Origin of the sequence: Rhodococcus sp. IEGM 1305, assembly GCF_030058635.1 — a bacterium.
Lineage (GTDB): Bacteria > Actinomycetota > Actinomycetes > Mycobacteriales > Mycobacteriaceae > Rhodococcus_F > Rhodococcus_F opacus_D.
In genome coordinates this window covers 1-26957 of record NZ_JASHKX010000060.1, presented here as the reverse complement: position 1 = coordinate 26957, position 26957 = coordinate 1, and the positions used below count along the sequence as shown (strand labels likewise).

Genomic DNA, 26957 nt, shown 5'->3' with positions numbered 1-26957 from the left:
AGCCGTGGGACGGACCGGCGTCGGTGTGCTTCACCGACGGCACCGTCATCGGCGCCGTCCTGGACCGCAACGGCCTGCGCCCCTCGCGCCTCTGGGTGACCGACGACGACCTCGTCGTCATGGCCTCCGAGGTCGGCGTCCTGCCGATCGACCCCGCCACCGTCGTGAAGAAGATCCGGCTGCAGCCCGGCCGCATGTTCCTCGTCGACACCGCCGAGGGTCGCATCATCAGCGACGACGAGATCAAGTCGGAACTGGCCGCCGAGCACCCCTACCAGGAGTGGCTCGACCAGGGTCTGACCCACATGGACGACCTGCCGGACCGCCCGTACACGTACATGTCGCACGAACGCGTCGTGCTGCGTCAGCTGATGTTCGGGTACACCAACGAAGAGGTCAACCTCCTCGTCAAGCCGATGGCGCTGTCCGGTGCCGAGGCGCTCGGCTCCATGGGTACCGACACCCCGATCGCCGTGCTGTCCTCGCGGTCGCGGATGCTGTTCGACTACTTCTCGCAGCTGTTTGCGCAGGTCACGAACCCGCCGCTCGACGCCATCCGCGAGGAGGTCGTCACCAGCCTCGGCGGCACCATCGGCCCCGAGCACGACCTGCTGCACCCCACCGCGGAGTCCTGCCGGCAGATCTTCCTGCCGCAGCCGATCCTGCACAACGACGACCTGTCGAAGCTCATTCACGTCAACGACGACGGCGAATTCCCGAACTTCCGCAGCGTCATCGTCCGCGGTCTGTACCCGGTTGCCGAGGGCGGCGCGGGTCTGCGCAAGGCCCTCGACGACGTCCGCTACCAGGTGTCGGAGGCCATCGCCGGCGGTGCGCGCCTCGTCGTCCTGTCCGACCGTGAGTCGAACGAGACGTACGCGCCCATCCCGTCGCTGCTGCTGACGTCGGCCGTGCACCACCACCTGGTGCGTGAGAAGACCCGCACCAAGGTCGGCCTCATCGTCGAGGCCGGCGACGCCCGCGAGGTGCACCACATGGCGCTCCTCATCGGCTTCGGGGCGGCAGCGGTCAACCCGTACATGGCGTTCGAGACCGTCGACGAGGCGGTACAGAACAACGAACTGCAGGGCATCAGCCTCGACAAGGCCATCCAGAACTACATCAAGGCCGCAGGCAAGGGTGTGCTCAAGGTGATGTCCAAGATGGGCATCTCCACCCTCGCGTCCTACACCGGCGCCCAGCTGTTCCAGGTCATCGGCCTGTCGCAGGAACTGGTCGACGAGTACTTCACCGGTTTGCAGTCCAGCCTCGGCGGCATCGGTCTCGACCAGATCGCCGCCGACGTCGCGGTCCGCCACTCCAACGCGTACCTGGACCGTCCCGAGGAGCGCGCGCACCGCGAGCTCGAGGTGGGCGGCGAGTACCAGTGGCGTCGTGAGGGCGAGTACCACCTGTTCAACCCGGACACGGTGTTCAAGCTGCAGCACTCCACGCGCACCGGGCAGTACGAGGTGTTCAAGGAGTACACGAAGCTGGTCGACGACCAGTCCGAGCGCCTCGCAGCGTTGCGCGGCCTCTTCGAGTTCAAGAAGGGCGTGCGCGAGCCCGTCCCGCTGGACGAGGTCGAGCCCGCCACCGAGATCGTCAAGCGCTTCTCGACCGGTGCGATGAGCTACGGCTCCATCTCCGCCGAGGCGCACGAGACCCTCGCCATCGCCATGAACCGCCTCGGCGGCCGGTCCAACTCCGGTGAGGGCGGCGAGAGCCCGGCCCGCTTCACCCCGGACGAGAACGGCGACTGGCGGCGGTCCGCGATCAAGCAGGTCGCGTCGGGACGCTTCGGTGTCACGTCGCACTACCTGACCAACTGCACCGACATCCAGATCAAGATGGCGCAGGGAGCGAAGCCCGGTGAGGGCGGCCAGCTGCCGGCGCACAAGGTGTACCCGTGGGTGGCCGAGGTCCGGCACTCCACGCCCGGCGTCGGGCTGATCTCGCCGCCGCCGCACCACGACATCTACTCGATCGAGGATCTCGCGCAGCTGATCCACGACCTGAAGAACGCCAACCCGCAGGCCCGGATCCACGTGAAGCTGGTGTCCGAGGTCGGTGTCGGCACCGTCGCCGCGGGTGTGTCCAAGGCACACGCGGACGTCGTGCTGATCTCCGGTCACGACGGTGGCACCGGCGCCACCCCGCTGACGTCGATGAAGCACGCGGGCGCCCCGTGGGAGCTCGGCCTCGCCGAAACCCAGCAGACGCTGCTGCTCAACGGTCTGCGCGACCGCATCGTCGTGCAGGTCGACGGCCAGCTCAAGACCGGCCGCGACGTGATGGTCGCCGCGCTGCTCGGTGGCGAGGAGTTCGGTTTCGCGACCGCCCCGCTGGTGGTGTCGGGCTGCATCATGATGCGGGTCTGCCACCTCGACACCTGCCCCGTCGGTGTCGCCACGCAGAACCCCGTTCTGCGCAAGCGGTTCAACGGCAAGCCGGAGTTCGTGGAGAACTTCTTTCTCTTCATCGCCGAAGAGGTGCGCGAACTCCTCGCCGAGCTCGGCTTCCGCACCCTCGACGAGGCCGTCGGACAGGTCGACGTCCTCGACACCACGAAGGCGCTCGAGCACTGGAAGGGCAGCAAGGCCGGCAACCTCGACCTGTCGCCGATCCTGCACGAGACCGAGTCGGCGTTCATGGACCAGGACCTGTACTGCACGGGCACCCAGGACCACGGCCTCGACAAGGCACTGGACCAGCAGCTGATCGTCCAGAGCCGCAACGCTCTCGACAAGGGCCAGAAGGTCACGTTCGAGTCGCCGATCACCAACGTCAACCGCACGGTCGGCACCATGCTCGGCCACGAGGTGACGAAGGCGTACGGCGGCGAGGGCCTGCCGGACAACACGATCGACATCACGTTCACCGGTTCGGCCGGTAACAGCTTCGGTGCGTTCGTCCCCAAGGGCATGACCCTGCGCCTGCACGGCGATGCCAACGACTTCGTCGGCAAGGGCCTGTCCGGTGGACGCCTCGTGGTGCGTCCGCCGCTGGAGACCGCGCCCGGCTTCGTCGCCGAGGACAACATCATCGGCGGCAACGTGATCCTGTTCGGTGCCACGAGCGGTGAGGCTCTGCTCCGCGGTGTCGTGGGCGAGCGATTCGCGGTCCGTAACTCCGGCGCCACCGCGGTGGTCGAGGGAGTCGGCGACCACGGTTGCGAGTACATGACCGGCGGAAAGGTCGTCATCCTCGGTGCGACGGGACGTAACTTCGGTGCCGGCATGTCCGGTGGCGTCGCGTACGTCTACAACCCGGACAAGGTGTTCGAGGACAACCTCAACACGGAACTGGTGGATCTCGAGGACCTGACGGGTGACGACTTCACCTGGCTGAAGTCCGCCATCGAGCGTCACCGCGACGAGACGGGCTCGGAGGTTGCCGCGCGCATCCTGTCCGACTGGTCGCAGCAGGTCAACCATTTCGCGAAGGTGATGCCCCGCGATTACAAGAAGGTGCTCTTGGCCATCGAGGCCGCGAAGAAGGATGGAAAGAACGTGGACGAGGCAGTGATGGAGGCAGCTCGTGGGTGATCCAAGCGGCTTCCTGAAGCACACGTCACGCGAACTTCCGGTTCGCCGGCCGGTGCCGTTGCGCCTGCTCGACTGGAACGAGGTCTACGAGGAATTCTCGCCGGACACCCTGAAGACTCAGGCCAGCCGGTGCATGGACTGCGGTATCCCGTTCTGCCACAACGGCTGTCCGTTGGGGAACCTGATTCCCGAGTGGAACGACTTGGTCTACAAGGACCGGTGGCACGACGGCATCGAGCGTCTGCACGCGACCAACAACTTCCCGGAGTTCACCGGGCGGCTGTGCCCCGCACCCTGTGAGGCGTCGTGCGTCCTGGGCATCAACCAGGACCCCGTCACCATCAAGCAGGTCGAGGTCGAGCTCATCGACCGCGCCTTCGACGAGGGCTGGGTCAAGCCGGTGCACCCGACGCGTTCGACGGGCAAGAAGGTCGCCGTCGTCGGTTCCGGTCCCGCGGGTCTCGCTGCAGCGCAGCAGCTGACGCGCGCCGGGCACATGGTCACCGTGTTCGAGCGGGCCGACCGCATCGGTGGGCTCCTGCGGTACGGCATCCCCGAGTTCAAGATGGAGAAGCGGCACATCGACCGCCGTCTCGACCAGATGAATTCCGAGGGCACCGTCTTCAAGACGGGTGTCAACGTGGGTGTCGACATCACCGCGGACGCACTGCGCGAGCAGTTCGACGCCGTGGTGCTGGCCGGCGGTGCCACCGAGGCCCGCGACCTGCCGATCCCCGGCCGCGAACTGGACGGCATCCATCAGGCGATGGAGTTCCTGCCGATCGCCAACCGCGTGCAGCTCGGCGACCTGGAGAAGCCGACCATCACCGCGGAGGGCAAGAAGGTCGTCATCATCGGCGGCGGCGACACCGGCGCGGACTGCCTGGGCACCTCGCACCGTCAGGGTGCCGAGAGCGTTCACCAGTTCGAGATCATGCCGAGACCGCCCGAGACCCGCGCCGAGCACACCCCGTGGCCGACGTACCCGCTGATGTACCGGGTCGCGTCCGCGCACGAGGAAGGCGGCGAACGCCTCTTCTCCGTGAACACGGAACGGTTCGTCGGTGCCGACGGCAAGGTGACCGCACTGAAGGCCCACGAGGTCGAGATGAAGTCGGGCCGCTTCGAGAAGGTGGAGGGCTCGGACTTCGAGCTCGAGGCCGACCTCGTGCTGCTGGCGATGGGCTTCGTCGGACCCGAGAAGCCGGGCCTGCTCACCGATCTCGGCGTCGACCTCAACGAGCGCGGCAACGTCGCCCGCTCCGCGAAGTGGGCCACCAACGTCGACGGCGTCTTCGTGGCCGGCGACATGGGACGGGGTCAGTCGCTGATCGTGTGGGCCATCGCCGAGGGTCGCTCCGCGGCCGCCGCGGTCGATGCGTACCTCGAGGGCGAGTCGGCGCTGCCGTCTCCGATCGAGACCACCACCGCCCCGCAGCGGTAGCTGTAACTGCTCGTACAACCGCACCCCGGTAGGTTTTCCTACCGGGGTGTCGGTTTATCGTGCGGGGGTCACGTTCGGTCGGTAACGTTCATTTACCGATCGTGCATCTTTAGGTCACGTCGCCCTGGCAGCATCCCGTCTGCAGGACGGCGAAGGGGAGAACAGGTTGAGGCCATGGCAATGAAACGGGTTATTGCACTTCTGACCGCAGTGGCTGCTGCGGCAGCCATCCCGGTGGTATCGGGTGTGGTGGGCACGAGCGCAGTAGCGAACGCGGACCCCTGCCCGAGTCTGTACGTGGTCGCGATTCCGGGGACCTGGGAAACGTCCACCAAGGACAATGTCAGGCCGACGCCGGGTCTGCTGTCCGCGGTGACGAACGGTCTGCCGTCGTCGATCCGCACCGACTACGTCACGTACGCCGCCACGGCCTTCCCGTGGGAGTCCGAGGTGTACGGGCGCTCGAAGGCGCAGGCGGTCAGCAATGCAAAGGGCATGCTGTCGTCGATGTCGCAGCAGTGCCCCGACACCAAGCTGTCGATCATCGGATACAGCCAGGGCGCCGACGCCGCAGGTGATCTCGCTGCGGAGATCGGCACCGGACTCGGTGTCGTCCCCGCCGACAAGATCGCGGCCGTCGGACTCGTCTCCGATCCGCGGCGGTCGCCGACCGACGCCCTCGTCGGACCTCCCGTCGCCGGCAGCGGCGCCGGTGGTCCCCGCATCGGCGGGTTCGGCTGGGTCAGCCAGAACACGCGGACCTTCTGCGCATACGGCGACCTGTACTGCTCCACGCCGAAGGAAGATTTCGTGACCAGGCTCGCCGGATTCCTCGCGCAGACGTCGGATCCGACGCCGACGCTGTTCGGCCGCTACCAGCAGGAAGCGCTCGCGATCTGGAACGACATCCTCGCCGTCGGCGGTGTGCCGGCCCTGATGGCTCAGCTGGACGAGCAGTCCAACGAGAAGCGCATCGACGAGCTGGAGCAGTTCTACAAGTCGCAGGCTCACCAGGACTACACCCGCTACGCCGTCGACGGGTCGGGCACGCCCGCCACGGCGTGGCTGAGGAACTGGTTGCGCGACATCGCGTGAGTTCGGCCGACGGCGGCAGGGGATGATGTCCGACGTGACTGACACCCCTGCCGCCGTCGTCGGCTACGACGCCTTCGTGACCGTCCGGTGGTCCGACATGGACGCCTTCCAGCACATCAACCATGCGCGGATGGTGACGTTGCTCGAGGAGGCCCGGATCGATTGGCTGCTCAGCGAGGGCAGTGAGAATTCGTCGCTCATCACGAGCGCATTCATCGCCGACATCCACGTGAAGTACCGGGGACAGTTGCGGCACTCCGACAGTCCCCTGCGAATCACGATGTGGATCGCGAAACACCGGGCGGTCGACTTCACGATCGGTTACGAGGTGCGGGGTGCGCGTACCCCGATCACCGATCCGCCCGCCGTCACCGCCACCACTCAGATGGCCGTGGCGGATGTCGATGCCCAGCGGCTACGCCGCATCACCGCCACCGAGCGGGAGTACCTGACCCGCTGGTCCCGCACGTGAGTGGGAAAGTGTGTTCCGGCACGCTTTCCCACTCACGTGCGGAGGTCGTCGGGCGCCGGTAGGGGACTGTCCGGGTCGAGGACCGCGCCGCGGCTGCGCATCGTGGTGTCGACCAGTGCCCACGCCCACGCGGCCAGCTGTTCGGTCAACGCGCCGACGTCGGTGCCGCCCGGTCGGTCGATCCACTCGGCGGACACCGACTCGACCATCCCGATCAGCGCGTTGGCCAGTGGTGTCGCGGTGGTGGGGGCACCGAGGGCGTCCAGGTAGGGGTGGAGCATGTCGGAGACAGCGGTGCTGATGGCCCGCCGCACCTCTCCGGCGGCGGGGGAGAACGACATCAGGTAGCGGTACAGGTTGGCGTGTTCGGTCACCCAGTCGAGGTGGGTGCGGGCCGCGCGGGTGAGGATGGCGTGCGGTGCGCCGTCGACGGTGATCACCGGGGCGTATTCGAGGAGCATCATCGCCGCGACCCGCCGGGCGACGGCGTTCTTGAGGTCGGTGCTGTCGTCGAAGTGCCGGTAGATGCGGGTTCGCGCGACCTCGGCGTAGACGGCCATCGTCGCGACCGACACGTCGGGGCCTTCTTCGTCGATGGCGACGAGTGCCCGTTCGACGAACTCCGAGCGCCGCTTCTCGCGTTGGCCGCGCCACCGGGCAGCGCGCCCGTCACCGGCGTCTTGCTGGGGTTTCGTCATCGAATCGAATCGTAGTCTTCCCTGTTGCTGCGTTTCCGTATACCGTCGGCATTATGCGGTACATCGATGTACCACACACTCTCCGCCTCGGACGTCGACACGTTGGGATACCCGTCTTGTCCATTCAGCTCTGCCTGTCCGGCCCCCGCAGCCCCGGGTGTTCGCCGCTCGGCTTACGCAGCAGCACGGTGATCGTCGTTCCGCCCGCGATGGCTTTCGAGTACCTCGGTGATCCGGACACCGTGGTCGCTGCGATCACGCTGCCGTCCCGCGCCCGGGTCGTCGCGTCGGATCCGGGTCGCCGGCTCGTCGTCGAGGCCGATCACGGCGTGCACGGATCGGTCTGGACGTTCGACGCGCTCAGCCAGGACGAAACGGGGCTCACCGTCGACTTCCGCTACCACCGACCCGGCAGACCGGCCGGACAACTGATCGGCGGTGTGGCCGCACCGGTGGTGTGGCAGGCACTGCGGCGCGCACAGGTGACGTTGAAGGCCCGGATCGAAACCCTCTACCACGAGCCCGCCGACCCGGCCGGTGTCGACCGAAAAAGAGCATGACGTGGAATTCTCGGCAGCGGGCAAGACGGTCCTGATCACCGGGGCGGCAATGGGGATGGGACGTCTGTTCGCCCGCCTCGCCGCCGCCGACCACGCGGGCACGGTGGTGTTGTGGGACATCGACGCCGACGCGCTCGAACGCGCGGCGCAGGAACTGCGCGAATCGGGGTGCACCGTCAGCGCACACGTCGTCGACGTCGCCGACCTCGACTCCGTCCGCACGGCGGCCGCCGAGGTGCGGGGTGCGTACGGTCGTCCCGACGTGCTCGTCAACAACGCCGGTGTGGTGCGCGGCAAGTACTTCTGGGATCACGACCACGAGTCGGACACGAAATTCGTGATGGACGTCAACACGCTTGCACCGATGTACGTCACCAACGAGTTCCTGCCCGCCATGATCGAGGATCGCGGCCGGGACTGCCGCATCGTGAACATCGCCTCGGCCGCCGGGACCGTGGCGACACCGAGGATGGCCGTCTACGCGGCGTCGAAGTGGGCTGTCCTGGGCTGGAGCGATTCGCTGCGACTCGAACTGGTCCAGGCGGGTCACGGGCACGTCAAGGTCACCACCGTGTGCCCGAGCTACATCTCCACCGGCATGTTCGATGGTGTGAAGAATCCCCTGTTCGCTCCGATCCTCAGCCCGGAGGACGTCACGGCCCGGTCGTGGAGGGCGATGAAACAGGGGAAGCCGCTGCTGATGCTGCCGCGGTCGCTGTATCTGTCGCGAGTGGCGAAAGCCGTCCTGCCCGTACGTGCCTGGGACCGTCTGGCCGACCGGCTCGGTGTCTACCACAGCATGGACGCCTACACCGGCCGGATGCAGGCCCCCACCCCCTGACGGTTCGGATCAGCCGAGGTCGAAGCGGGCGCCGAGCCGCATGCTGCCCGGGGCCAGGCGGCTCAGCGCCCGCCCGAACTTGGCCTCGGGCGTGACGGGGACGACGGCCTTGTTGTGCTTGACGGCCCTCACGATCTGCGTCGCCACCCGGTCCGGGGTGAAACCGCGTCTGCGGTAGAGCTTGTCGGCCCGGTCCCGCATCTTCGCCTGCTCCTCCGGTGTGACGCCGGCGAAATCGGTGGCCTTGACGATGTTGGTGTGGACCAGTCCGGGACAGATGGCGCTGACGCCGATGCCGTGGTTCACCAATTCCGCACGGAGACAGTCCGACAGCATGAACACCGCGGCCTTGCTCGTCGCGTACGCGGTGAGCCGCTTCTGCGGCGTGAACGCCGCGGCGGACGACAGGTTGACGATGTGCCCACCGGTTCCGCGGTCGATCATCTGCTGGGAGAACACGCGAGAGCCGTAGACGACACCCCAGAAATTCACGTCCATCACCCGCTCGAAATCCTTCTGCGGGGTCTTCGTGAACGTGCCCGAGTATCCGATTCCGGCGTTGTTGACCACGATGTCGGGGGTGCCGTGCTCGGCCTGCACCTTCTCCGCGAAGAGTTGCACCTCGTCCTCCACCGCGACGTCCACCTGATACGCGTGGGAGCCGCCCCCGAAGATGGCCACCGCACCACCGCCCTTCATCTGGGCGGAGTTGATGAGATCGGAGGTCTGCTGCGCGGATTCGAGATCGCGGTCGGCGACCACCACGACGGCACCCTCGGACGCGAACGCCAGCGCCGTCTCGCGGCCGATCCCGCTGCCGCCGCCGGTGATCACGACGAGGGTGCCGTCGAGGTCCCGCAGGCGGTGATGCTTCCGCGAACCGCTGCGCCAGCCCCTGACTTCGCCGAGAAGATTCATGTGACCATCTTGTCCGAGTACGGTCGTTTGTGTGCTGATCTGGTACGTCAGCTATGGATCGAACATGGCGACGACGCGTCTGACCTGCTACCTGCGTGGTGGTTGCCCGGCCGGGGGCAACCTCGTGCACGCGGGCGCCCGCGACGGGAGCGCGCCGCGCGAGTCGATGCCGGTGGTGATACCCGGCTCGGTGTTCTTCGCGGGAGAGTCGCGGATCTGGGGTGGCGGCCGCGCGTTCTACGACCCCGACGCGCCCGGCACCGTCGCGGCCCGTGCATTCCTGGTGACACAGGAACAGTTCGAGGACATCCACGCGCAGGAACCCGCCTGCTACGACCGCCTCGTCACTCTCGGCTCCCGCAACGGTGTTCGCATGTGCACGTTCACCACCCGGGCCCGCGGTGACGTCGTCGCCCGGAACGCACCGGCGCCCGCCTATCTCGCGACCATCGCGGACGGTCTCCGTGAAGCGCACGGCTGGGACGAACCGAAGGTCGCCGATTATTTGACGCGACTTCGGGTTTCCTAGCCGACCCAACTGTGCTTACGTGAGACGGGCCACACGAGGTGGCGTTCACGAAAGGGAGTCGATGTCCGATCTGCATGTCGTAGCGACCATTCCTGCCAAGCCCGGTTCCGAGGACACCGTCCGCGACGGACTGTCCGCGCTGGCGGCGGAGAGCCGCAAGGAAGAGGGCTGCATCTCGTACGAGGTGTTCGAATCAGCCGCGGTCGCGGGAACCTTCGTCACCGTCGAGGTGTGGACCGGTCAGGAGGCGGTCGACGCGCACATGAAGTCGCCGCACTTCCAGGCCGCGCTCGGGACGTTCGGTGAGCACCTCGCCGGGGCACCGGCGATCCACCCGTTGAAGCCGGTTTCCTAGAGTCGTAGTTCGTGACCACACCACTCACCAGCACCACCCCGGAAGGTCCTGTCCGCGGCGGTGTCGTCGTGATCCAGGAGGCGTTCGGCGTCACCGGGCACATCGTCGACGTCTGCCGTCGTTTCGCCGCCGCCGGATACCACGCGGTCGCGCCGCATCTGTTCCACCGGAGCGGCGATCCGGTGCTGGAGTACGACGACATGAAGTCGGCGATGTCGTTGATCGGTGAGCTCACCGCTGCGCACATCGACGAGGACGTCGACGGGGCCGTCGCGGCCCTGTCGGCGGCCTCGATCGACCCGCGGAACACCGCGATCGTCGGATTCTGCATGGGCGGAACGGTCGCGTTCCACACGGCGGCGCGCCTCGACCTCGGGGCGGCGGTGAGTTTCTACGGCGGTGGCGTCGCGAAGGGACGCTTCGGATATCCGTCGCAACTCGACGTCGCCGGGCAGCTCGGAACGCCGTGGCTCGGCCTGTTCGGCGACCGCGACAAGGGGATTCCGACCGACGACGTCGAGGTGCTGCGTGTCGCGGTCGCGCACGCCCCGGTGGACACCGAGGTCGTCCGCTACGCCGAAGCCGAACACGGCTTCCACTGCGACGACCGTCCTGCCGTGTTCAACGAGGCGGCCGCCCGGGACGGTTGGGCTCGAACGCTGCAGTGGTTCGGCACCCACGTCGACGTTGCCGCCGGAACCGACTGACGGCGGCCCCGCTCGGGTAGACCTCCCGGTGGACGACATCGAAGTGGGTGGGCTGAAAGGTGCCGCCGAACATCGGAGTTCCACGGCCGGCCACCACCGGATAGTGCTTGACGACCAGTTCGTCGATCTCGGGCAGGAGGGTGCCCGCGAGCTCGCCGCCGCCCGCCACCCAGACGCCCAGCGCGCTGTCCTCGGCCTTGAGCTTCCGGACCTTCGCGAGCGGGTCGGCGACGACCTCGACGGCGGGATCGGGGCTTTCGGTCAGAGTGCGGGAAGCGACGTACTGACGCAGGTGCGCGTACGGGCTCGTGATGCCGACGGCCAGGGCGGGCTCGTACGTTGCGCGGCCCTGGATCACGGTGTCGAACTGCTTGTTGGCGCCATCCACGCCGAACTGCTCCCGCAGGTGTGTCGGAATCGTCTCCGGGTATTCCTGCGCCATGAATCCGAGGATGTCGTCGAGCATCGGGAAGAAACCGATGTCGCCGTCCGGGCCGGCGATGAAGCCGTCGATGGTGATGCCGACGAAGTAGGTGAGGTCCCGCATGGTGTCCTTACTGGGGCGCTTCGGATAGGTGGTGTGTCGTGAGGGCTGCGGGCATTCCCTGCCGGGTGCTGTGGGCGGTCGATCGTCTCGACGTGAATCCTCGCGATCGGATCCTGGAGGTGGGCTGCGGGCCGGGTGTAGCGATTTCTCTCGTCGCCGAGAAACTCGACGGCGGACGGATCACCGCGATCGACCGATCGACGACGGCGATCGAACGGGCGGCGCGGCGCAACGACGCCCACGTCTCGACGGGGACGGTGGTGCTCCGGAACACCGACCTCGCCAAATTTCGTTGCGATCAGGCCTCCTTCGACAAGGCGTTCGCGGTCAACGTCAACGTGTTCTGGGTGCGTGACGCGACCGCTGAGATACGCGTCCTGTGGGAGGCGCTCCGACCGGGCGGAATCCTGCACCTCGTGTACGGCGGAGCGGTGTCCGTACACGACCGTGACAAGTCGCGGCGTGTTGCGGATACCGCCGCGCGGGCTCTGATTTCCGCAGGTTTCGACGTGGATGTCACGAACGGGAACCCGATGTGCGTCACTGGGGTACGGCAAAAAAGCGCCTGACGTGCCGTCCGGTCTGCTTCATGCGCGAGACCCGTGACCGAACCGTTATAGTCGGCGTCATGACTTCAGTTCTCGGTGTATCGGTAGGCGCCAGCGCGGTGCGCTTCGCGTGCCACGACGCCGTGACTCGCGAAACGCCGATCTTCCAATCGCGCTCGGTGACCGCAACACTCGAACGGCCGGAGGAACTGGCTGCCGAGTCCATCGGGACGGTCCTCGCCGAGCGCGACGAAGCCGACGAGGTGCAGGCCATCGGTGTCGCGTACCAGGACGAGGCGCAGGCCGGTGCCGTGCAGGCCGCGATGTCGCGGCTGCAGATCGGCAACTTCCAGTTGGTCCCCGAAGTGACGGCCGCGCTTCAGATGCTGGAGATGTCCGGAGAACTCGGCGACCACTCGACGCTCGTGTTCTATGACCTCGGCAGTTCGGGTCTCACCGTCACCGTGGTCGACCGGGACACCGGCATGGTGCTGAGCAGTGCGCGCTCGGACCAGATCAGCGGCGATCTCGTCGACCGGTTGATCTGTGACAATCAACTCGAGCTGCACCGCTTCGCGCACCCTGCCGACGCGGCAGCCGCGCTTGCGCTGGCCGCGCGGTGCCGCGATGCGAAGGAGCAGCTGTCCACGAACGGCGCCGTGTGTATGCCGGGCGAGGGCGGGCTTCTTCTCCTGTCGCAGGACGGTTTCGATTCGCTCATCGTGGGCCCGGTCGAGACGTCGGCGCGCCTGACCCGCGAGGTTATTCGCCGCTCGGGACGCCTTCCCGACGCCGCGGTGCTGATCGGCGGCGGCGCGCATATTCCGTTGGTCACATCGGTGATGGAGTCCTGGCTCGACCTTCCGGTGATCGTCCCCGCGCAGCCCGAACTGGTGGCGGCCGAGGGCGCGGCCCTGCTGGCGCGCCCGACGTCCGACGAGTTCGTCGGGGCGGCGGCGCCGGAGCACCGGTTCGAGCCGAAGCCCGAGCCGGAGCCCGAGCCGGAGTTGGAGCTCGAGTCCGAGCTGGAGCCCGAGCCCGAGGCGCTGCTCGAGGAGCACGCGCCGGTCCGGAAGCGTCGTGGTCTCGTCCTCGCCGGCGGTGTCCTGGCCGTGGTCGCCGCGGTGGGTCTCGGACTCGGCGTCGGCACCGATCTCCTGCAGGGTTCGGAGCAGGACGCACAGCCGGCCGCCACGCAGTCGAACACGCAGGCGCCGGCAGCGCGGCAGGCGATACCGCCACAACCCACGACGACCACGGATGTGGCCCCGCCCTCGGAGGCCGCCCCGTCGGTGGTCGACGAGCAGCCGGTGATCCCGCCGCAGACCGAGGTGCGCACCACGTACCAGCCGCAGGCTCAGAGTTCGACTCAGGCGCCGGCCGCCCCCGAGAGTCAGAGTGTCGTGCCGTCCGACACGTCGGCGCCGCCGACCACACCCGAACCCGCTCCGCTCATTCCGGGTATGCCGCAGATTCAGCTGCCGACCATTCCGCCGCCGGCACCGCTCCCCATGCCGGAGTTTCCCCGGATCCCCGGGCTCTGAGCCCATATAACGAAGTCGGGGGCCGCGAGGCCCCGACACGCGTTCCGTGATCAAACCGTTATAGTCGTTCCCATGGTTTCAGTTCTCGGTGTATCGGTGGGTGCCAGCGCGGTACGCGTGGCGTATCCGGACGACGAGGGGGCCGTCATCCGGTCGTTTCCGGTGGACGCCGCCCTCGAGCACCCGGAACACCTGGTTGCCGATGCCATCGGAACGGTGATGGCCGAGCGCCCCGACGACGACGTGCAGGTGTTCGGTGTCGCGTACCGGGACGAGGCGCAGGCCGCCGCCGTGCGGGCCGCGATCGACTGCCGGCTGGTCCCGGAAGTGACGGCCGCGCTCCGGATGCTCGAGCAGTCGGGACAGCTCGGCGACCATTCGACGCTCGTGTTCTACGACCTCGGCAGCTCCGGCCTCACCGTCACCGTCGTCGACCGACTCACCGGCGTGGTGCTCGCGACGGCCCGTACCGACGAGATCAGCGGTGATCTCGTCGACCGGTTGATCCGCGACCACCAGCTGGGCGAGAAGCGCATCGCGCGACCGGCCGATGAGGCCGCGGAGTCGGCGCTCGACGCCCGGTGCCGCCGCGCCAAGGAAGAGCTGTCCACCAACACCGCGGTGTGTGTGCCCGGCGACGGCGGTCTGCTCCTGCTCTCGCAGGACATTCTCGACTCGCTGATCGTGCGCCACGTCGAGGCGTCGGCGCGTCTGGCCCGCGAGGTGATCGAATCGTCCGGGCGTGTTGCGGACGCGGTGGTTCTGATCGGGGGCGGCGCGCATATTCCGCTGGTCGCGTCTCTGATGGAATCGTGGCTCGCGCTCCCGGTGATCGTGCCGGCGCAGCCGGAGCTGGTGGCCGCGGAGGGCGCTGCGCTGTTGGCGCAGGAACGCTCGGACACCCCGGACCGCGCAGGCACCGCGAGGTTCGCCACTCCCGTCATCCGCGGTGGCGCGCTGGTGGGCGGTGCGCTGGCCGTCGTCGCCGTGATCGGTCTCGGCCTCGGCGTCGGTGGCAGCCACCTGCAGAGCTCCGACGGTGACGCACGTCCGGTCGCAACTCAGCCGAGTGACGTGGACGTCTCTCCGTCGCCCGCGCCGGCACCGGTGTCGACGCCACCGCCGTCGGCCGCGGTCTCGGTTCCGGGCCCGGTCGAGGAGGAGGCGAGCGTGCCGGAACCCGCTCCCGCGCCTGCCCCCGCCCCGCGCCCCCTCATTCCCGGTCTGCCTCAGATTCAGCTGCCGACCCTCCCGCCGCCGCCTCCGCTCCCTCCGCTGCCCCGGATTCCGGGCCTCTAGCGACCGCTCACCGACGCAGCATGTCCCTGACGTGACCGGTCTCGTTGACCGACGCCACTCGCCGCTCACCGCTGCGGGAGACGAGCACCCGTGTCACGGACACGTACTCGATCGGGAAGACGAGGGGTCGGTCGAGCCCGAGCAGTTGCTGGAGGAACACGTTGATGACGCCGCCGTGGGCGAACACGGCGACGGTGTCCTCGTGGCCGGACTCGTCGACGATGCGGCCGAGGGACTCGAAGACCCGTGTCCGGAATGCGTCGGCGTCGACGGACTTCGGGAACTCGCCGGCCCGAATCCGGGCGAAGGCCTCGGGTGCCCGCGCCTCCGCCTCGTGGAACGGGATGTAGTGGTCGAGGTCGTAGTCGTACTCCGCGAGGCCGACGTACTCGGTGACGGGCAGGTTGAGGGCCTCGGCGACCGGTGCAGCCGTCTCGAGTGCGCGGCGCTGCGGGCTGCTCACGATCCGGGCGATGCGGTACGGGGCCAGCGCGGCAGGCAGCCGCTTGGCCTGGGCGTGACCTTCCTCGGTCAGTGCGGGGTCCGCGCGCCCGTCGGACGCGGTGACGAGCTCGGGCAGCGCGTGGCGGATCAGTAGCAGTTGCACGTCGATCAGCTTGCCAGCTCCCGTACCAGTGCCGCGATCTGGCCGGGCTGATCGATCATGGCGTGGTGGTGCGCGGGACGCACGACGCGGAACGCGGCACCGAGGAACTCCGCGAATTGTCGCTGCATGCGGATCCACGCCGACCCCCACGGCGTCGGACGTCCGGTGTGGGCGGCGGCCACGACGACGGGTGCCGTCATCGTCGTGGTCTCGCGCAGCGCGGCCAGCTCCTGCGCCAGCGCCGGGTACGACGCGTTCTCGACGATCGAGGATTCGAGGTACGCCGGCTCACGGTAGATCCGTTCGACCCACCGACGGGTGCCCGGCGCGATCCCGTCGGGGGGTGTCGAGTGGTTCAGGACCCGGCGGACCGTGGGGCCCAGAAGTCGTTGCAGCCCCACCCTGCTGGCCGTTCGGGCCACCCGTCTGCCCATCGTGACGCGCCATCGGGTCGGGATCACGCGGTGCGGATGGGCCGTGACGGTGGCGTCCAGCAGGATCACGCCGCCGGTTCGGTCGGGGTACAGCCGGGCGAAGGCCTCGACGTAGATGCCGCCGAGTGAGTGGCCGACGAGCACCGCGGGGGTGGTCACGGACAGCGCGTCGAGAACCTCGGCGATTCTCCCGGCCTCGCCGCGGGCGAACGGCCGCTCGGCGGACGGGGGACTGAAGCCGTACCCGGGGCGATCGATCCGCACCACGAGGCAGCTCCCGGACAGCAGCTCGGTCACCTCGTCCCAGTCGAACCAGTTCCCGCCCAGGCCGCCGTAGAGGACGACGGGTGGACCCTCACCGTCGACCACCACGTGCACTCCCGCGACCATTTCCCCAGGACGTTTCACGTGGAACCATCCCTTTCGGGGGTGACGTGAATCACGCTGAGTGCCACGAAGATCAGCCATCCACAGAAGGCGAGTAGCTGGACACGCTGGCCGAGCCCGAGCCAGGCGTCCTGGTCGCCGCGCAATCCCGCGGCCGTCAGCGTCCATATCGTGCCCCCGACGAACACCGTCGCCACGGCCACGCCGGTAATTTTCAACCAGGCCGGCCAGCCGTAGCGGAACGCGGCCAACAGGAACGCGAGGGACGACACCACGCCTCCCGTCGAGGCGGACGCGCTGGTCACGGCGTGCAGATCATGGGTGAGCGGCAGGTGTCCGGCGGCCTCACGCGCGGCGCAGGCGGGGTCGTTGGTGGCCGCGCAACTCAATGGCAGGCGCGAATCCGCAATGGTCGCGAGTGCGAACACGATCAGCGCGATCCACCCGACCGCCGTCGCCCAGCCCTGCGAGTACCGCGACAGTCCGAGCACCCCGGCCACGGCGACGATGCATCCGGTCACCAGGTCGCCGGTCCGGAACCAGATTCCGTACGGCTGGTCCGCGGCGGCGAGTTCGCTCGCGTACCCCCGCAGCGGATCGATGCCGGTGTCGAGGACGAATTCGAGCAGCCACGACGCGTAGCCGACGGCGCCGAGGATCAGCAGCGCCGCGACGGCCACCCGGCCACGGGAGGTCATTGCCTCGGCTTGGCCAGGGGGAACGCGAGGGTTTCACGGATGCTGCCGCCGGTGATGAGCATGACCACCCGGTCGACGCCCATGCCGAGCCCACCGGTCGGGGGCATGGCGTGCTCGAGGGCCTGCAGGAAGTCCTCGTCGAGTTCCATCGCCTCCTCGTCCCCGCCGGCGGCGAGCATCGACTGCTCGGTGAGCCGGTTCCGCTGATCCACCGGGTCGGTGAGTTCGCTGTACGCGGTGCCGAGTTCGACGCCCCACGCGACGAGGTCCCACTTCGCGGCGACCCCCGGAATCGTGGGGTGCGGCCGGGTGAGTGGTGACATCGAAGTCGGGAAGTTGGTGTAGAAGGTGGGGAATTCGGTGTAGTCCTCCACCAGGTGCTCGTACATTTCCTGCGCGACGGCGCCGGCGTCCCAGGTGGACTGGTACGGGATCTCGTGCTCGTCGCAGAGCCGTTGCAGTTCCGCGAGCGGCGTCTCGGGTGAGACGTCGACGCCGAGCTTCTCGGCGACCGCCTGGTGCATCGTCTTGACGGGCCATTCGCCGGAGATGTCGACTTCCACCAGCACGCCGTCGGGGCCTGGCCGCATGATGATCTCGCGTCCGTACGCCGCGATCGCCGCGGTCTGGATGAGCTCCCGGCACAGCACCATCATCTTCTCGTAGTCGCTGTGCGCCTCGTACGCCTCGAGGATCGTGAACTCGGGATTGTGTTTGAAATCGACGCCCTCGTTTCGGAAGACGCGGCCGATCTCGAACACCTTCTCCATGCCGGCTACGCACAGCCGCTTGAGGTACAGCTCCGGCGCGATCCGCAGGTACAGGTCCAGGTTGTAGGCGTTGATGTGGGTGAGGAACGGGGCCGCGTTGGCGCCGCCGTGCACCTGCTGCAGGATCGGTGTCTCCACCTCGAGGAAGCCGCGCCCGCCGAGCGAATCGCGCAGCGATTTCACGACGGCGCTGCGGGCCTCGAGCAGTCGGCGGGCATCGGAGTTGATGGCCAGGTCGACGTACCGCTGCCGGACGCGGGTCTCCGGGTCGGACAGGCCCTTCCACTTGTCCGGCAGGGGGTGCAGGCACTTGCCGGTCATGCGCCATTCGTTCGCGAGCAGCGACAGCGCGCCACGGCGGCTGTATCCGATGACGCCGGCGACCTCGACGAGGTCACCGAGGTCGAACTCGGCGGCGAACGCCCGGATGCGGTCGGTGCCCACCCGGGCCTCGTCGACGAGGATCTGGATGTCGCCGGACCAGTCCCGGACCACCGCGAACACGACGCCGCCGTAGTCGCGGATCCGGAGCAGGCGGCCCGCGATGCGGACCGTCGTTCCCTCCGGCGACTCCACGGCCTCGGTCACCGTGTGACTGGGCGGATACGCGACGGGATAGGGGTCGATGCCCTGTTCGGCGAGGCCGGCCAGTTTGTCGAGCCGGACGCGGACCTGCTCGGGACGTTTCGGGCCGGTCGCCGTCGGTGCGAGGCCTTCGCCCGGTGCGCTGCCGTCGGAGTGCAGTCCTTCGGCGGCGACGAGTGCGGCGGGGACCGCGGCGTGGGTGCCGGTGTGCTCGAGGGCGTCCCGGGTTCCGGAGCGGCCGAACCGGGGCAAAGTCACGAATCCTTCCGCCACGGCCGACGCGAATCCGACGCGCAGCAGTTCCCGGTTGTCCTCGAAGCAGAGGAACCGCGGCACCCATTCCGGCTGGTACTTCACGTTCGACCGGTACAGCGCCTCGAGCTGCCACCAACGGGAGAAGAAGACGAGGATCGAACGCCAGATCCGCAGGATGGGTCCGGCCCCGATGCGGGAGCCTTCCTCGAAGACGGAGCGGAACACCGCGAAGTTCAGCGACACCTTGGTGATGCCGAATTGATCCGAGGTGGTGGCCAATTCGGACACCATCAGCTCCACCACCCCGTTCGGGGAGGTCGGCTTGCGTCGCATCAGGTCGAGGGAGACACCGGTCGGCCCCCACGGCACCAGCGACAGGATGCCGTCGATCTCGCCGTCCTCGGCGATTGCCTCCACCAGCAGGCAGTCGCCGTCGAGGCGGTCACCGAGCCGGCCGAGGGCCATGGAGAATCCGCGCTCGGTCTCGGTGTCGCGCCACGCGTCCGCGAGCCGGATGGTCTCGGCCATCTCCTCCGCGGGGACGTCCCGGTGTCTGCGGATCCGGACGGTGACGCCCTGACGCCGGACGCGGGTGACGGCTTGGCGGACCTGCCGCATGTCGCGTCCGCTGAGGTTGAATTCGCGGGTGCGGAGGATGGCTTCGTCGCCGAGCTGGAGCACGGTGAGACCGGCCTTGTTGTAGGCGGTGGCGCCGGTTTCGCTGGCGCCCATCACGGCGGTGGCCCAGCCGTATTGGGACGCGAGCGCCTGCCACGCCTCGATCGCGTGGGGCCACGCTTCCGGGTCGCCGATCGGGTCGCCGCTCGCCAGGCACACGCCTAGCTCGACGCGGTAGGTGATGGCCGCCTTCCCGCTGGGTGCGAACACGACGGCCTTGTCGCGGCGGGTGGCGAAGTAGCCGAGGGAGTCGTCCGCGCCGTACTGCAGCAGGAGCCCGCGCAACGCCGATTCGTCGTTGCCGGTGAGCGCGTTGTGGGAGCGCTGGGCACGGAACAGGGTGATGACGGCGGCGAGCAGTGCGATCGCGCCGAACAGGCCGAGGAGGGTGTTGACGAATCCGTGTGGCCGCCCGGTGAATTGTTCGTTGTCGACGGCGGCGAGCGCGGTCACGCGATTCAGCGCCCACAGGAAGCGTTCATTCGGCGGCAGGGTGCCGGGGAACAGTTCGACGAGTCCCCAGCCGAGGAGGGTGCCGATGGCGAGCCCGACGATGAGTACGCCGAGGGCTTTCCAGCCGGCGCCGCGCCGGACTCGGGTGTAGAACTCCGGGCGGGCAGCGATGAGGATGCCGATCAGCACCACCTGGACCACGGCGGCGACCATCGCATTCACGTTCTTGTCCGTGATGCTCACGATCACGTTGGTGATCAGGATCAGAACGAGATAGATCGTGAGCAGCCACCAGGCGATCCGCTTGCGGCTCGCGAGCGCCGCCGCGAGCAGCGCGACCACCAGAGCCCACGACAGGCTGGTGTCGGGGGCGTCGAAGTAGTAGGTGTCGACGTATTCCCGTGGCACGTGCACGTAGTAGCGCAGCACCGGCGAGATGCTCCACAGGAACACGAGCACCGAGAAGACGCCCAGGATCAGTCCCGCGATGTGGGGAACCTGGTGCAGGCGCCCGTTCTTCGAGCCGAGGCCGGGGCGGGGCCGTGGTGCGGTGGGGACGGCCGCCTCGGACGCGTGGTGTGTCTCGGTGCTAGCTGACATCGAGCGTTTCCTTCCCGGCGAGAGATACGTACCGATCACGGGAGACAGGTGTTCCAGTGTTCAGTGTGAGCCGTCGGGCCGCGATTTGGGTCAAGAGGGAAGATAGAGGCATGTCCGACATCCACGACGCCGTCCCGATCCGCGACGAATCCATCCGTCTCGGCCAATTCCTCAAGCTCGCCAACCTCATCGAGTCGGGTGCCGAGGCGAAGGAAGTGATCGCCGACGGACTCGTGTCGGTGAACGGTGAGGTCGAGGTGCGGCGGGGCCGGCAGTTGCGGGACGGGGACGTCGTGGAGATCGGTGGGATGACGGCTCGGGTGAGTTCTCAGTCCTGACGGTCGGCGGTCGCGAACCTCTGCAGGAACAGCGCTTCGGCGACGGCGAGGTTCTCGATTTCGCTGGGATCCACACTTTCGTTGGGGGCGTGGATGAGGCAGCGCGGTTCCTCCACCCCGATCAGGGCGATCTCCGCTGTGGGGACGACGGCGGCGAAGACGTTGCACAGCGGGATGGAGCCGCCCTGCCCGACGGTTCCCAGTTCCTTCCCGAACGCCTCCTCCATTGCCGCACCGAGGGCTGCGTAGCCGGGACCGTCGGTGGTGGCGCGGAACGGGGAGCCCACCGCTTCGCGTTCCACCGTCACCCGCGCATTCCACGGGGCGGCGTTCTCGAGGTGCGCGGCGAGGGCGTCCTGCGCCTTCTGCGGGTCCATTCCGGGTGGTACCCGCAGGTTGAGGCGCGCCGATGCGCGCGGCGAGATGGCGGCGGCCGAGCCGACTACCGGCGGGCAGTCGATGCCGAGGATCGTCAGGGCAGGCCGTGCCCACACGGCGTCGGCGACGGAACTCGAACCGGCGAGACCCACACCGTCGAGCACGCCGGCGTCGGTGCGGAACTGCGCCTCGGGGTAGTCGACGCCCGTCCACTTCTGGTCCGACTCGAGCCCGTCGACGACGGTGTTGCCGTCCGCGTCACGCAGGGTGGCGAGCATCTGGACGAGGGCGGCCAGCGCGTCGGGGGCGGGCCCGCCGAACATGCCCGAATGCACCTCCCCGGCCAGGGTCTCGACGTGGACCACGACGTTCGCGATGCCGCGCAGCGTTGTGGTGACGGTCGGGCGGCCGACCGCGGCGTTTCCGGTGTCGACGACGAGGATCATGTCGGCGTCGAAGAGTTCGGGCCTGGCCTCGACGAGGTTCTCGAGCCCGCCGGTGCCCATCTCCTCGGATCCCTCGGCGACGATTCTGATGCCGACGGGGAACGGGGTGCCGAGCGCGCGGAGCGCCAGCAGGTGCATCACGATATTGCCCTTGCAGTCGGCAGCGCCGCGCCCGTACCAGCGGCCGTCCCGCTCGGTGAGGGTGAAGGGGTCGGTGTGCCACAGCTTCTCGTCGCCGGGCGGTTGAACGTCGTAGTGGCAGTACAGCAGTACCGTCGGGGCCCCGTCGGGCGCGGGCTGATGTCCGACGACGGCGTGTGAACCGTCGGACGTCTCGAGCAGTTCGACCTGGCCGATTCCGGCCCCGATGAAGGCGTCCCGGACCCATTCGGCGGCGCGAACGCATTCCTCCGGTGGGAACTGCCGCGGATCGGCCACCGACCGCATCGCCACCAGTTCGGCGAGTTCGTCACGGGCCGCGGGCATCAGCCCGGCTACCTTGGAACGGATTTCGTCGGACATCGACGCCTCCTCGGGGTTCGCTCGGTTCTCGCCGGATCAGCGGACGACGACGCCGTCCTGATCGCTGTAGACGTTCTCGCCGGGATTGAACGTGACGCCGCCGATCTCGATCGGGACGTTCTTCTCACCGGAGCCGGTCTGGGTGCTCTTGCGGGGGTTGGTACCCAGTGCCTTGACGCCGATGTCGAGGGTCTTCAGGATCGCCGAGTCGCGGACCGCGCCGTTGACGATCACACCGGCCCAGCCGTTGTCGACGCCGCGTCCGGCGATGATGTCGCCGACCAGGGCGGTGTGGATGCTGGCGTCGCCGTCGACCACCAGGACGCCGCCGTTGCCGGGCTCGCCGAGGGTCTGCTTGACCAGCAGGTTGTCCTGGAAGCACTTGATGGTGGTGATGGGGCCGGAGAACACTTCACGGCCGCCGAACTGGATGAACTGCGTGTCGCAGCTCCGGATGTCGGGTCCGATCTCGTCTGCCAGGTCAGCGGTTGCCACGGGTTCAGTCATACGCGTCAGGATAGAGGGCCGGCGCTGGGAGAATGCGGGGCATGACCATTGCAGTGACAGGAGCCACGGGGTCGATCGGCGGCAAGGTGCTCGAGCGGCTCGGCGGCGGCGCCGGGGTCCGGCTGATCGGGCGGAACGCGCAGCGGCTCGAGCCGCTGGCCGAGCATTTCGACTCCGCGTTCGCCGTGGCCACGTATGCCGACGGTCCGGCGATGACCGCCGCACTGGACGGCGTCCGGTTGCTGTTCCTGGTCTCGGGACACGAGAGCGCCACCCGCCGCGAGGAGCACCGCACCGCCGTGGACGCCGCCCGTGCCGCCGGGGTGGAGCGGATCGTCTACCTGTCGTTTCTCGGCGCGGCGCCCGAGTGCACGTTCACGTTCGGGCGCGACCACTACTTCACGGAGCAGCACATCCGGGAGACCGGGCTGAAGTACACGTTCCTGCAGGACAGCTGGTACCAGTCGATGATCCCGCTGATGGCCGACGATCAGGGCGTCATCCGGGGTCCCGCCGGGGACGGCCGGGTGAGCGCGGTCGCGCCCGACGACGTCGCCGATGCGGTGACGGCGGTCCTGACCACCGGCAACGGCGACCACGACGGCGTCACGTACCGGCTGACCGGGCCGGAGGCGTTCACCCTCGCGGAGGCCGCCGAGACGATCACGAGGGTGACCGGACGTTCGGTGCGGTTCGAGAACGAGACGCTGGACGAGGCGTACGCGTCCCGCGCCCACTTCGGGGCGCCGGATTTCGAGGTCGCAGGGTGGGTGACCTCGTACGCAGCGATCGCGGCCGGTGAGTTGGCGGTGGTGACGGGGGACGTCGAGACGCTCACCGGGCGGCCGCCGCAGACCTTCGCCGACTACCTGAACAGCTACACTTGACCCGTCCTGGCATAGCGAGCGGTAGATAGGTCTTTGATGGTCAGCTCATCCAAGGGTGCGACGCCCACCGAGGTCGGCAACGCAGCGGACTGGCGCCGCCTCGAACCCACGAAGTTGACGCCGATCCTCAGCGCCTCCCTCGACGCGTTCTACGAACACGGTTTCCACGGCACGTCGGTGCGTGACATCGCCCGCCGAGTCGGTGTCACGGTACCCGCTCTCTATTACCACCACGAGAACAAGGAGGCCGTTCTCCTGGCGCTCCTGGAGCTCTCCACCAGCGACGTCCTCGAGCGCGCCCACGCCGCGAGCGCCGACGGCGGCGACGATCCGGTGCAGCGACTCGCGAACGTCATCGAGGCGATCGTGCTGCGGATGACCATGCGATCCCGTCTGGCGGCGCTCGAGAGCGAGGTGCGCTACCTGAGCCCGGAGAACCGGCAGCGTTACCGCACGGTCCGCAAGGGTGTGGAGGAACTGGTCCTCGAGATCGTCAAGGAAGGCAAGAAGCGGGAGCTCTTCGACGTGTCGGATGCCGCGGAGACGACGCGGGCGCTTCTCGGTATGTGCCAGTCGATTCCGCGCTGGTATCACGCCGAGGGCAAGCTGACCCCGGACGCGGTGGCCCGCAAGTATGTCGAGATCGCGATGAAGACCGTGGGGTCCACCGAGGCTCCCGTCAAGCCGAAGAAGAGGCGCACCGCCGGCGTCTGACCGGCGATGCGTCTCGGCATGGTTTCGGTTGTCAGCTACCCAGGCCCAGCCCCGGTGACGCGACGGCGTCGAACTGCGTCGTCGTCTCGGCGGGTGTGCCGTTCGGTGGGGCGAAGGTGAACACGACGGTGTAGCGGCCGGCCTCGTGCGTCCGGATCGCTGCCGTCCCGGCACCGAGGGTGAGTGGGATGGTTCGCGTGTTCACGTCGCCGTCGGGCTCGGTGATTTCGAGTTCGACCGGAGTGGATCCGTCCGTGCCGGTCGGGGTGGGGGTGACCAGCGCGCCGAGCGTCACCAGGTTGTTGGCGTAGACGGTCCCGAGCGGCGGAACGACGGAGATCTGATAGGTGGTTGCGGCGGTTGCCGTGGGCGCCAGAGCAAGTGCGGCTGCTCCTGCCAATGCGGCAACGGTCAAGGTCCCTCGCGAGAAGTTCACACAATCCCTTCCTGTCGACGGTCTCTACGCGCAGCCACGTTACGGCAGAACCAGGTGATACCCGCCCCCATTCACCGTGTGTCCGAGAATAGTTCGAACACACGGCTTTCCGTCGATCACGCTGCCAAAGCGGTTCAGGATGCGGTGTTTTCCCGCGCGACCGTACCGTTGGTGTGCTGCACGGGGCAGGTTCTGGGGAAGGTGCCCAGTTTCTCCACTTCGTACCCGGTCGGGTAGCTGCGAATGTTCGGCAGGTCGCGCGCGAACTTGGGCACCGTGCGCACGGGATAGAACCGGACGAGGCGGGCGCGGGCCTTCAACGCACCCCGCGACAGAGTTCGCGCGAGGCGGGACGGCCTGCGGTAGGCGAACGCGTCGAGCAGCGGATCGTCCATGAGCGCCCAGGAGAATCGCTTGATCAGGGCGGCGGGCGCGAGGTTGTTCGGCGGGAACGTGCAGAGGAGTTCGAGCGTCGAGTCGGCGACGGCGCGGCCTCCCTCGTCGAAGAGGAAGTGTTCACGCTCGTAGTCGTCGAGGAATTTCTCGAACGCCTCGAACGTCTCGGGAATCTGCTTGATGCCCATGTACTTGCCGAGTGCACGGTAGTAGTTGGTGGACCCGACGATCTCGTTGCGGGTGAGTTTCCGCCAGCCGAAGTCGTCGATCCAGCGCACCGGGGTCACCACGAACGTCGACAGCACGTACCGCATGTCGTCATTGGAGATGTCGTAGGAGCCGTGCATCTGGTTCATCCGGCGGATCCCGGCGCGACCGGGATCGCTGGTGAGGCCGTGTTCGAGGACGGCGTCGAGGATCAGGCCGGTGTCGTCGTAGCGTTTCTGCACGCGCTCGGTGAATTCACCCGTCTCGAACAGCAACCGCCCGATGGTCGGCACGGCGTACGTCCGGAACAGCGCGAAGCTGAGGGCCTGGTTGATGTCCCAGGGAAATTCCTGCGTGCCGAGAATGCGAGCGATCTCTTCGTACTGCGTCTCGGGATCGAGTCGGTCGGTCCGGCGACGTAGATCGAAGCGTTTCATGGGTTTCACTTCCTGCAGCGGCTGTGACGGAGGTCCACGTGATTTAGCGATCGTTCAGACGACTCGACTGTAACGCCGTTCACAGTGCGACGCCAGAGTGGCATTATGCAAACACATGGCACGAAATTCACCGCAGACCGAACGCATCGTGATGCTCACGGAACTCCTGGCAGACGAGCCGGAGACGCCCCGGAGCCTCGCCGACATCGCCCGGCACCTCGGCGTCGCGAAGGCCACCTGCTATCCGATGGTCGTGGCCCTGACCGAGGCGGGCTGGCTCATCCGGCACCCCACCCGCAAGACCTACCGTCTCGGGCCCGCGCTGATCCCGGTCGGCCGCGCCGCCGAGACGGCCACGGACGTCGTCGACCTCGCGCGGTCGGTGATGCACGAACTGGCCGACGCGTCCGACATGGCGTCCATCGCGTTCGTGCAATCGGGCAGCGACGTGGTGGTCGCGGAGGTGGTCCAGCCGGTGGGGGGTCGCCGCGGAACCCTGGGCCTGCGGCTCGGTGACAAGGTGCTGCTCGCGCCGCCCATCGGTTCGGGGATCGCGGCCTGGTATCCGCCGGAGCAGCGCGAGGAATGGTATGCCCTCGGCGGGCAGAATCTCGGAGTCGAGGTGGACGTGCTGCGGGCGACGTACGAGCCGGCCCTCACGCGCGTCCGGGAGCGCGGATACGCGATGGAATGCATGGAGCAGCAACAGCATTCGCTCGCGGATGCCGTGTCGGAACTCCGCGGTCGCGGTGTGGGCGGGCACCGCTCGACCGTCGCGCTGCGGGAGGCGCGCAAATTGTTGTCGGCGGATGCGGTGGTCGGTGACATCGACCCGGAGGGCAGCTATCAGCCGCTGTCGATCAATGCGGCGGCCTTCGACCGTGACGGTGAACCCGCGGTCGTGCTGTGCGTCGCCGACGCGTCCCGGCCGATGTCGGGTGTGCGCACGGCGGAGATCGGTGAATTGGTCCGCGACGCCGCGGCGCGGGTGACGGCCGCCATGCACGGCCGCCACCCGTGAGTACTTGGTCAACCGGGGGCGGTTGACCAAGTACTCACAAGCTATTTCAGTTCGGCGAGGACGGTGCCCTGGGTGATGGCGGCGCCGGGTTCGACG

The 26957-nt window shown here is 68.1% G+C and carries 27 protein-coding genes; 16 read left to right on the top strand and 11 right to left on the bottom strand.

The window, feature by feature from the left end:
• The 4 genes from gltB to QM693_RS36365 form a co-directional block, all read left to right on the top strand.
• Positions 1-3548, top strand: a 3548-nt coding sequence (gene gltB / locus QM693_RS36380) for a glutamate synthase large subunit (protein WP_283354728.1), incomplete at its 5' end; no start/stop codon positions are given.
• Positions 3541-4992 (top strand): glutamate synthase subunit beta, encoded by a 1452-nt coding sequence (locus QM693_RS36375; RefSeq protein ID WP_061040728.1) that lies wholly within the window; start codon positions 3541-3543, stop codon positions 4990-4992. The genes gltB and QM693_RS36375, both read left to right, overlap by 8 nt.
• A 180-nt stretch (positions 4993-5172) precedes the next feature.
• Positions 5173-6087, top strand: a complete 915-nt coding sequence (locus QM693_RS36370) for a cutinase family protein (protein ID WP_283334739.1) — start codon at positions 5173-5175, stop codon at positions 6085-6087.
• Between the two features lie 22 nt (positions 6088-6109).
• Entirely contained in the window at positions 6110-6559 is a 450-nt protein-coding gene (locus QM693_RS36365) for an acyl-CoA thioesterase (RefSeq protein ID WP_083849797.1), read from the top strand.
• 32 nt (positions 6560-6591) lie between these two features.
• On the opposite strand, the gene QM693_RS36360 is transcribed toward QM693_RS36365, so the two are convergent.
• Positions 6592-7257: a TetR/AcrR family transcriptional regulator gene (locus QM693_RS36360; protein ID WP_283354727.1), complete on the bottom strand. Its 666-nt coding sequence runs from the start codon at positions 7255-7257 to the stop codon at positions 6592-6594.
• 116 nt (positions 7258-7373) lie between these two features.
• Here QM693_RS36360 and QM693_RS36355 point away from each other — a divergent pair, with 116 nt between their 5' ends.
• Both QM693_RS36355 and QM693_RS36350 read left to right on the top strand, forming a co-directional pair.
• Positions 7374-7817, top strand: coding sequence for an SRPBCC family protein (locus QM693_RS36355; RefSeq protein ID WP_283354726.1), 444 nt, complete (start codon positions 7374-7376; stop codon positions 7815-7817).
• 1 nt (position 7818) lies between these two features.
• Positions 7819-8658, top strand: a complete 840-nt coding sequence (locus QM693_RS36350; RefSeq protein ID WP_283354725.1) for an SDR family oxidoreductase — start codon at positions 7819-7821, stop codon at positions 8656-8658.
• A 9-nt stretch (positions 8659-8667) separates the two neighbouring features.
• On the opposite strand, the gene QM693_RS36345 is transcribed toward QM693_RS36350, so the two are convergent.
• Entirely contained in the window at positions 8668-9576 is a 909-nt protein-coding gene (locus QM693_RS36345) for an SDR family NAD(P)-dependent oxidoreductase (protein WP_283354724.1), read from the bottom strand.
• A 31-nt stretch (positions 9577-9607) separates the two neighbouring features.
• Here QM693_RS36345 and QM693_RS36340 point away from each other — a divergent pair, with 31 nt between their 5' ends.
• The 3 genes from QM693_RS36340 to QM693_RS36330 all read left to right on the top strand — a co-directional run bounded on the left by QM693_RS36340 (position 9608) and on the right by QM693_RS36330 (position 11167).
• Positions 9608-10105 carry a hypothetical protein gene (locus QM693_RS36340; RefSeq protein ID WP_349307537.1) on the top strand — a complete coding sequence of 166 codons (498 nt, stop codon included), beginning with the start codon at positions 9608-9610 and terminating at the stop codon, positions 10103-10105.
• Between the two features lie 61 nt (positions 10106-10166).
• Positions 10167-10460: a putative quinol monooxygenase gene (locus QM693_RS36335; RefSeq protein WP_005249047.1), complete on the top strand. Its 294-nt coding sequence runs from the start codon at positions 10167-10169 to the stop codon at positions 10458-10460.
• Between the two features lie 11 nt (positions 10461-10471).
• On the top strand, positions 10472-11167 hold the full coding sequence (locus QM693_RS36330; RefSeq protein ID WP_283354722.1) for a dienelactone hydrolase family protein: 696 nt from the start codon (positions 10472-10474) through the stop codon (positions 11165-11167).
• Here QM693_RS36330 and QM693_RS36325 read toward each other — a convergent pair.
• The gene (locus tag QM693_RS36325; protein ID WP_283354721.1) at positions 11082-11714 is read right to left on the bottom strand and encodes a dihydrofolate reductase family protein; all 633 of its coding nucleotides are present in this window, start codon (positions 11712-11714) and stop codon (positions 11082-11084) included. The genes QM693_RS36330 and QM693_RS36325 overlap by 86 nt on opposite strands.
• 38 nt (positions 11715-11752) lie before the next feature.
• Here QM693_RS36325 and QM693_RS36320 point away from each other — a divergent pair, with 38 nt between their 5' ends.
• The 3 genes from QM693_RS36320 (at position 11753) to QM693_RS36310 (ending at position 15105) form a co-directional block, all read left to right on the top strand.
• Positions 11753-12283, top strand: coding sequence for a class I SAM-dependent methyltransferase (locus tag QM693_RS36320; protein WP_283354720.1), 531 nt, complete (start codon positions 11753-11755; stop codon positions 12281-12283).
• 59 nt (positions 12284-12342) lie between these two features.
• Complete coding sequence (locus QM693_RS36315) at positions 12343-13806, top strand: DUF7159 family protein (protein WP_283354719.1); 1464 nt, start codon at positions 12343-12345, stop codon at positions 13804-13806.
• Positions 13807-13878: 72 nt separating this feature from the next.
• Positions 13879-15105: a DUF7159 family protein gene (locus QM693_RS36310; protein WP_283354718.1), complete on the top strand. Its 1227-nt coding sequence runs from the start codon at positions 13879-13881 to the stop codon at positions 15103-15105.
• A 7-nt stretch (positions 15106-15112) separates the two neighbouring features.
• On the opposite strand, the gene QM693_RS36305 is transcribed toward QM693_RS36310, so the two are convergent.
• Genes QM693_RS36305 through lysX form a run of 4 tightly spaced genes read right to left on the bottom strand, consistent with a single transcriptional unit; the run spans position 15113 to position 20572 of the window.
• The gene (locus tag QM693_RS36305; RefSeq protein ID WP_005563981.1) at positions 15113-15712 is read right to left on the bottom strand and encodes a histidine phosphatase family protein; all 600 of its coding nucleotides are present in this window, start codon (positions 15710-15712) and stop codon (positions 15113-15115) included.
• Between the two features lie 5 nt (positions 15713-15717).
• Positions 15718-16536 carry an alpha/beta fold hydrolase gene (locus QM693_RS36300; protein WP_349307538.1) on the bottom strand — a complete coding sequence of 273 codons (819 nt, stop codon included), beginning with the start codon at positions 16534-16536 and terminating at the stop codon, positions 15718-15720.
• Between the two features lie 14 nt (positions 16537-16550).
• Entirely contained in the window at positions 16551-17231 is a 681-nt protein-coding gene (locus QM693_RS36295) for a DUF998 domain-containing protein (protein WP_283354716.1), read from the bottom strand.
• Positions 17228-20572, bottom strand: a complete 3345-nt coding sequence (gene lysX, locus QM693_RS36290) for a bifunctional lysylphosphatidylglycerol synthetase/lysine--tRNA ligase LysX (RefSeq protein ID WP_283354715.1) — start codon at positions 20570-20572, stop codon at positions 17228-17230. Before lysX ends, QM693_RS36295 begins: the two co-directional genes overlap by 4 nt.
• A 110-nt stretch (positions 20573-20682) precedes the next feature.
• On the opposite strand from lysX, the gene QM693_RS36285 reads away from it, so the two are divergent.
• Complete coding sequence (locus QM693_RS36285) at positions 20683-20910, top strand: RNA-binding S4 domain-containing protein (RefSeq protein ID WP_005263380.1); 228 nt, start codon at positions 20683-20685, stop codon at positions 20908-20910.
• Here the strand turns inward: QM693_RS36285 and QM693_RS36280 are convergent.
• Together QM693_RS36280 and rraA are read right to left on the bottom strand one after the other, a co-directional pair.
• Positions 20901-22256, bottom strand: coding sequence for a dipeptidase (locus tag QM693_RS36280; RefSeq protein ID WP_283354714.1), 1356 nt, complete (start codon positions 22254-22256; stop codon positions 20901-20903). The two genes, QM693_RS36285 and QM693_RS36280, sit on opposite strands and share 10 nt — an antisense overlap.
• A 36-nt stretch (positions 22257-22292) precedes the next feature.
• Positions 22293-22763, bottom strand: coding sequence for a ribonuclease E activity regulator RraA (gene rraA / locus QM693_RS36275; protein WP_283354713.1), 471 nt, complete (start codon positions 22761-22763; stop codon positions 22293-22295).
• Between the two features lie 41 nt (positions 22764-22804).
• On the opposite strand from rraA, the gene QM693_RS36270 reads away from it, so the two are divergent.
• Together QM693_RS36270 and QM693_RS36265 are read left to right on the top strand one after the other, a co-directional pair.
• Positions 22805-23650 carry an SDR family oxidoreductase gene (locus QM693_RS36270; RefSeq protein ID WP_283354712.1) on the top strand — a complete coding sequence of 282 codons (846 nt, stop codon included), beginning with the start codon at positions 22805-22807 and terminating at the stop codon, positions 23648-23650.
• Between the two features lie 36 nt (positions 23651-23686).
• Complete coding sequence (locus tag QM693_RS36265; protein ID WP_005263375.1) at positions 23687-24364, top strand: TetR/AcrR family transcriptional regulator; 678 nt, start codon at positions 23687-23689, stop codon at positions 24362-24364.
• 31 nt (positions 24365-24395) lie between these two features.
• Here the strand turns inward: QM693_RS36265 and QM693_RS36260 are convergent, their stop codons facing one another.
• The gene (locus QM693_RS36260) at positions 24396-24800 is read right to left on the bottom strand and encodes a hypothetical protein (protein WP_105417032.1); all 405 of its coding nucleotides are present in this window, start codon (positions 24798-24800) and stop codon (positions 24396-24398) included.
• 134 nt (positions 24801-24934) lie between these two features.
• Positions 24935-25840 carry an oxygenase MpaB family protein gene (locus QM693_RS36255; protein ID WP_283354711.1) on the bottom strand — a complete coding sequence of 302 codons (906 nt, stop codon included), beginning with the start codon at positions 25838-25840 and terminating at the stop codon, positions 24935-24937.
• A gap of 115 nt (positions 25841-25955) precedes the next feature.
• On the opposite strand from QM693_RS36255, the gene QM693_RS36250 reads away from it, so the two are divergent.
• Positions 25956-26861: an IclR family transcriptional regulator gene (locus QM693_RS36250; RefSeq protein WP_280783131.1), complete on the top strand. Its 906-nt coding sequence runs from the start codon at positions 25956-25958 to the stop codon at positions 26859-26861.
• Positions 26862-26957 lie beyond the last annotated feature (96 nt).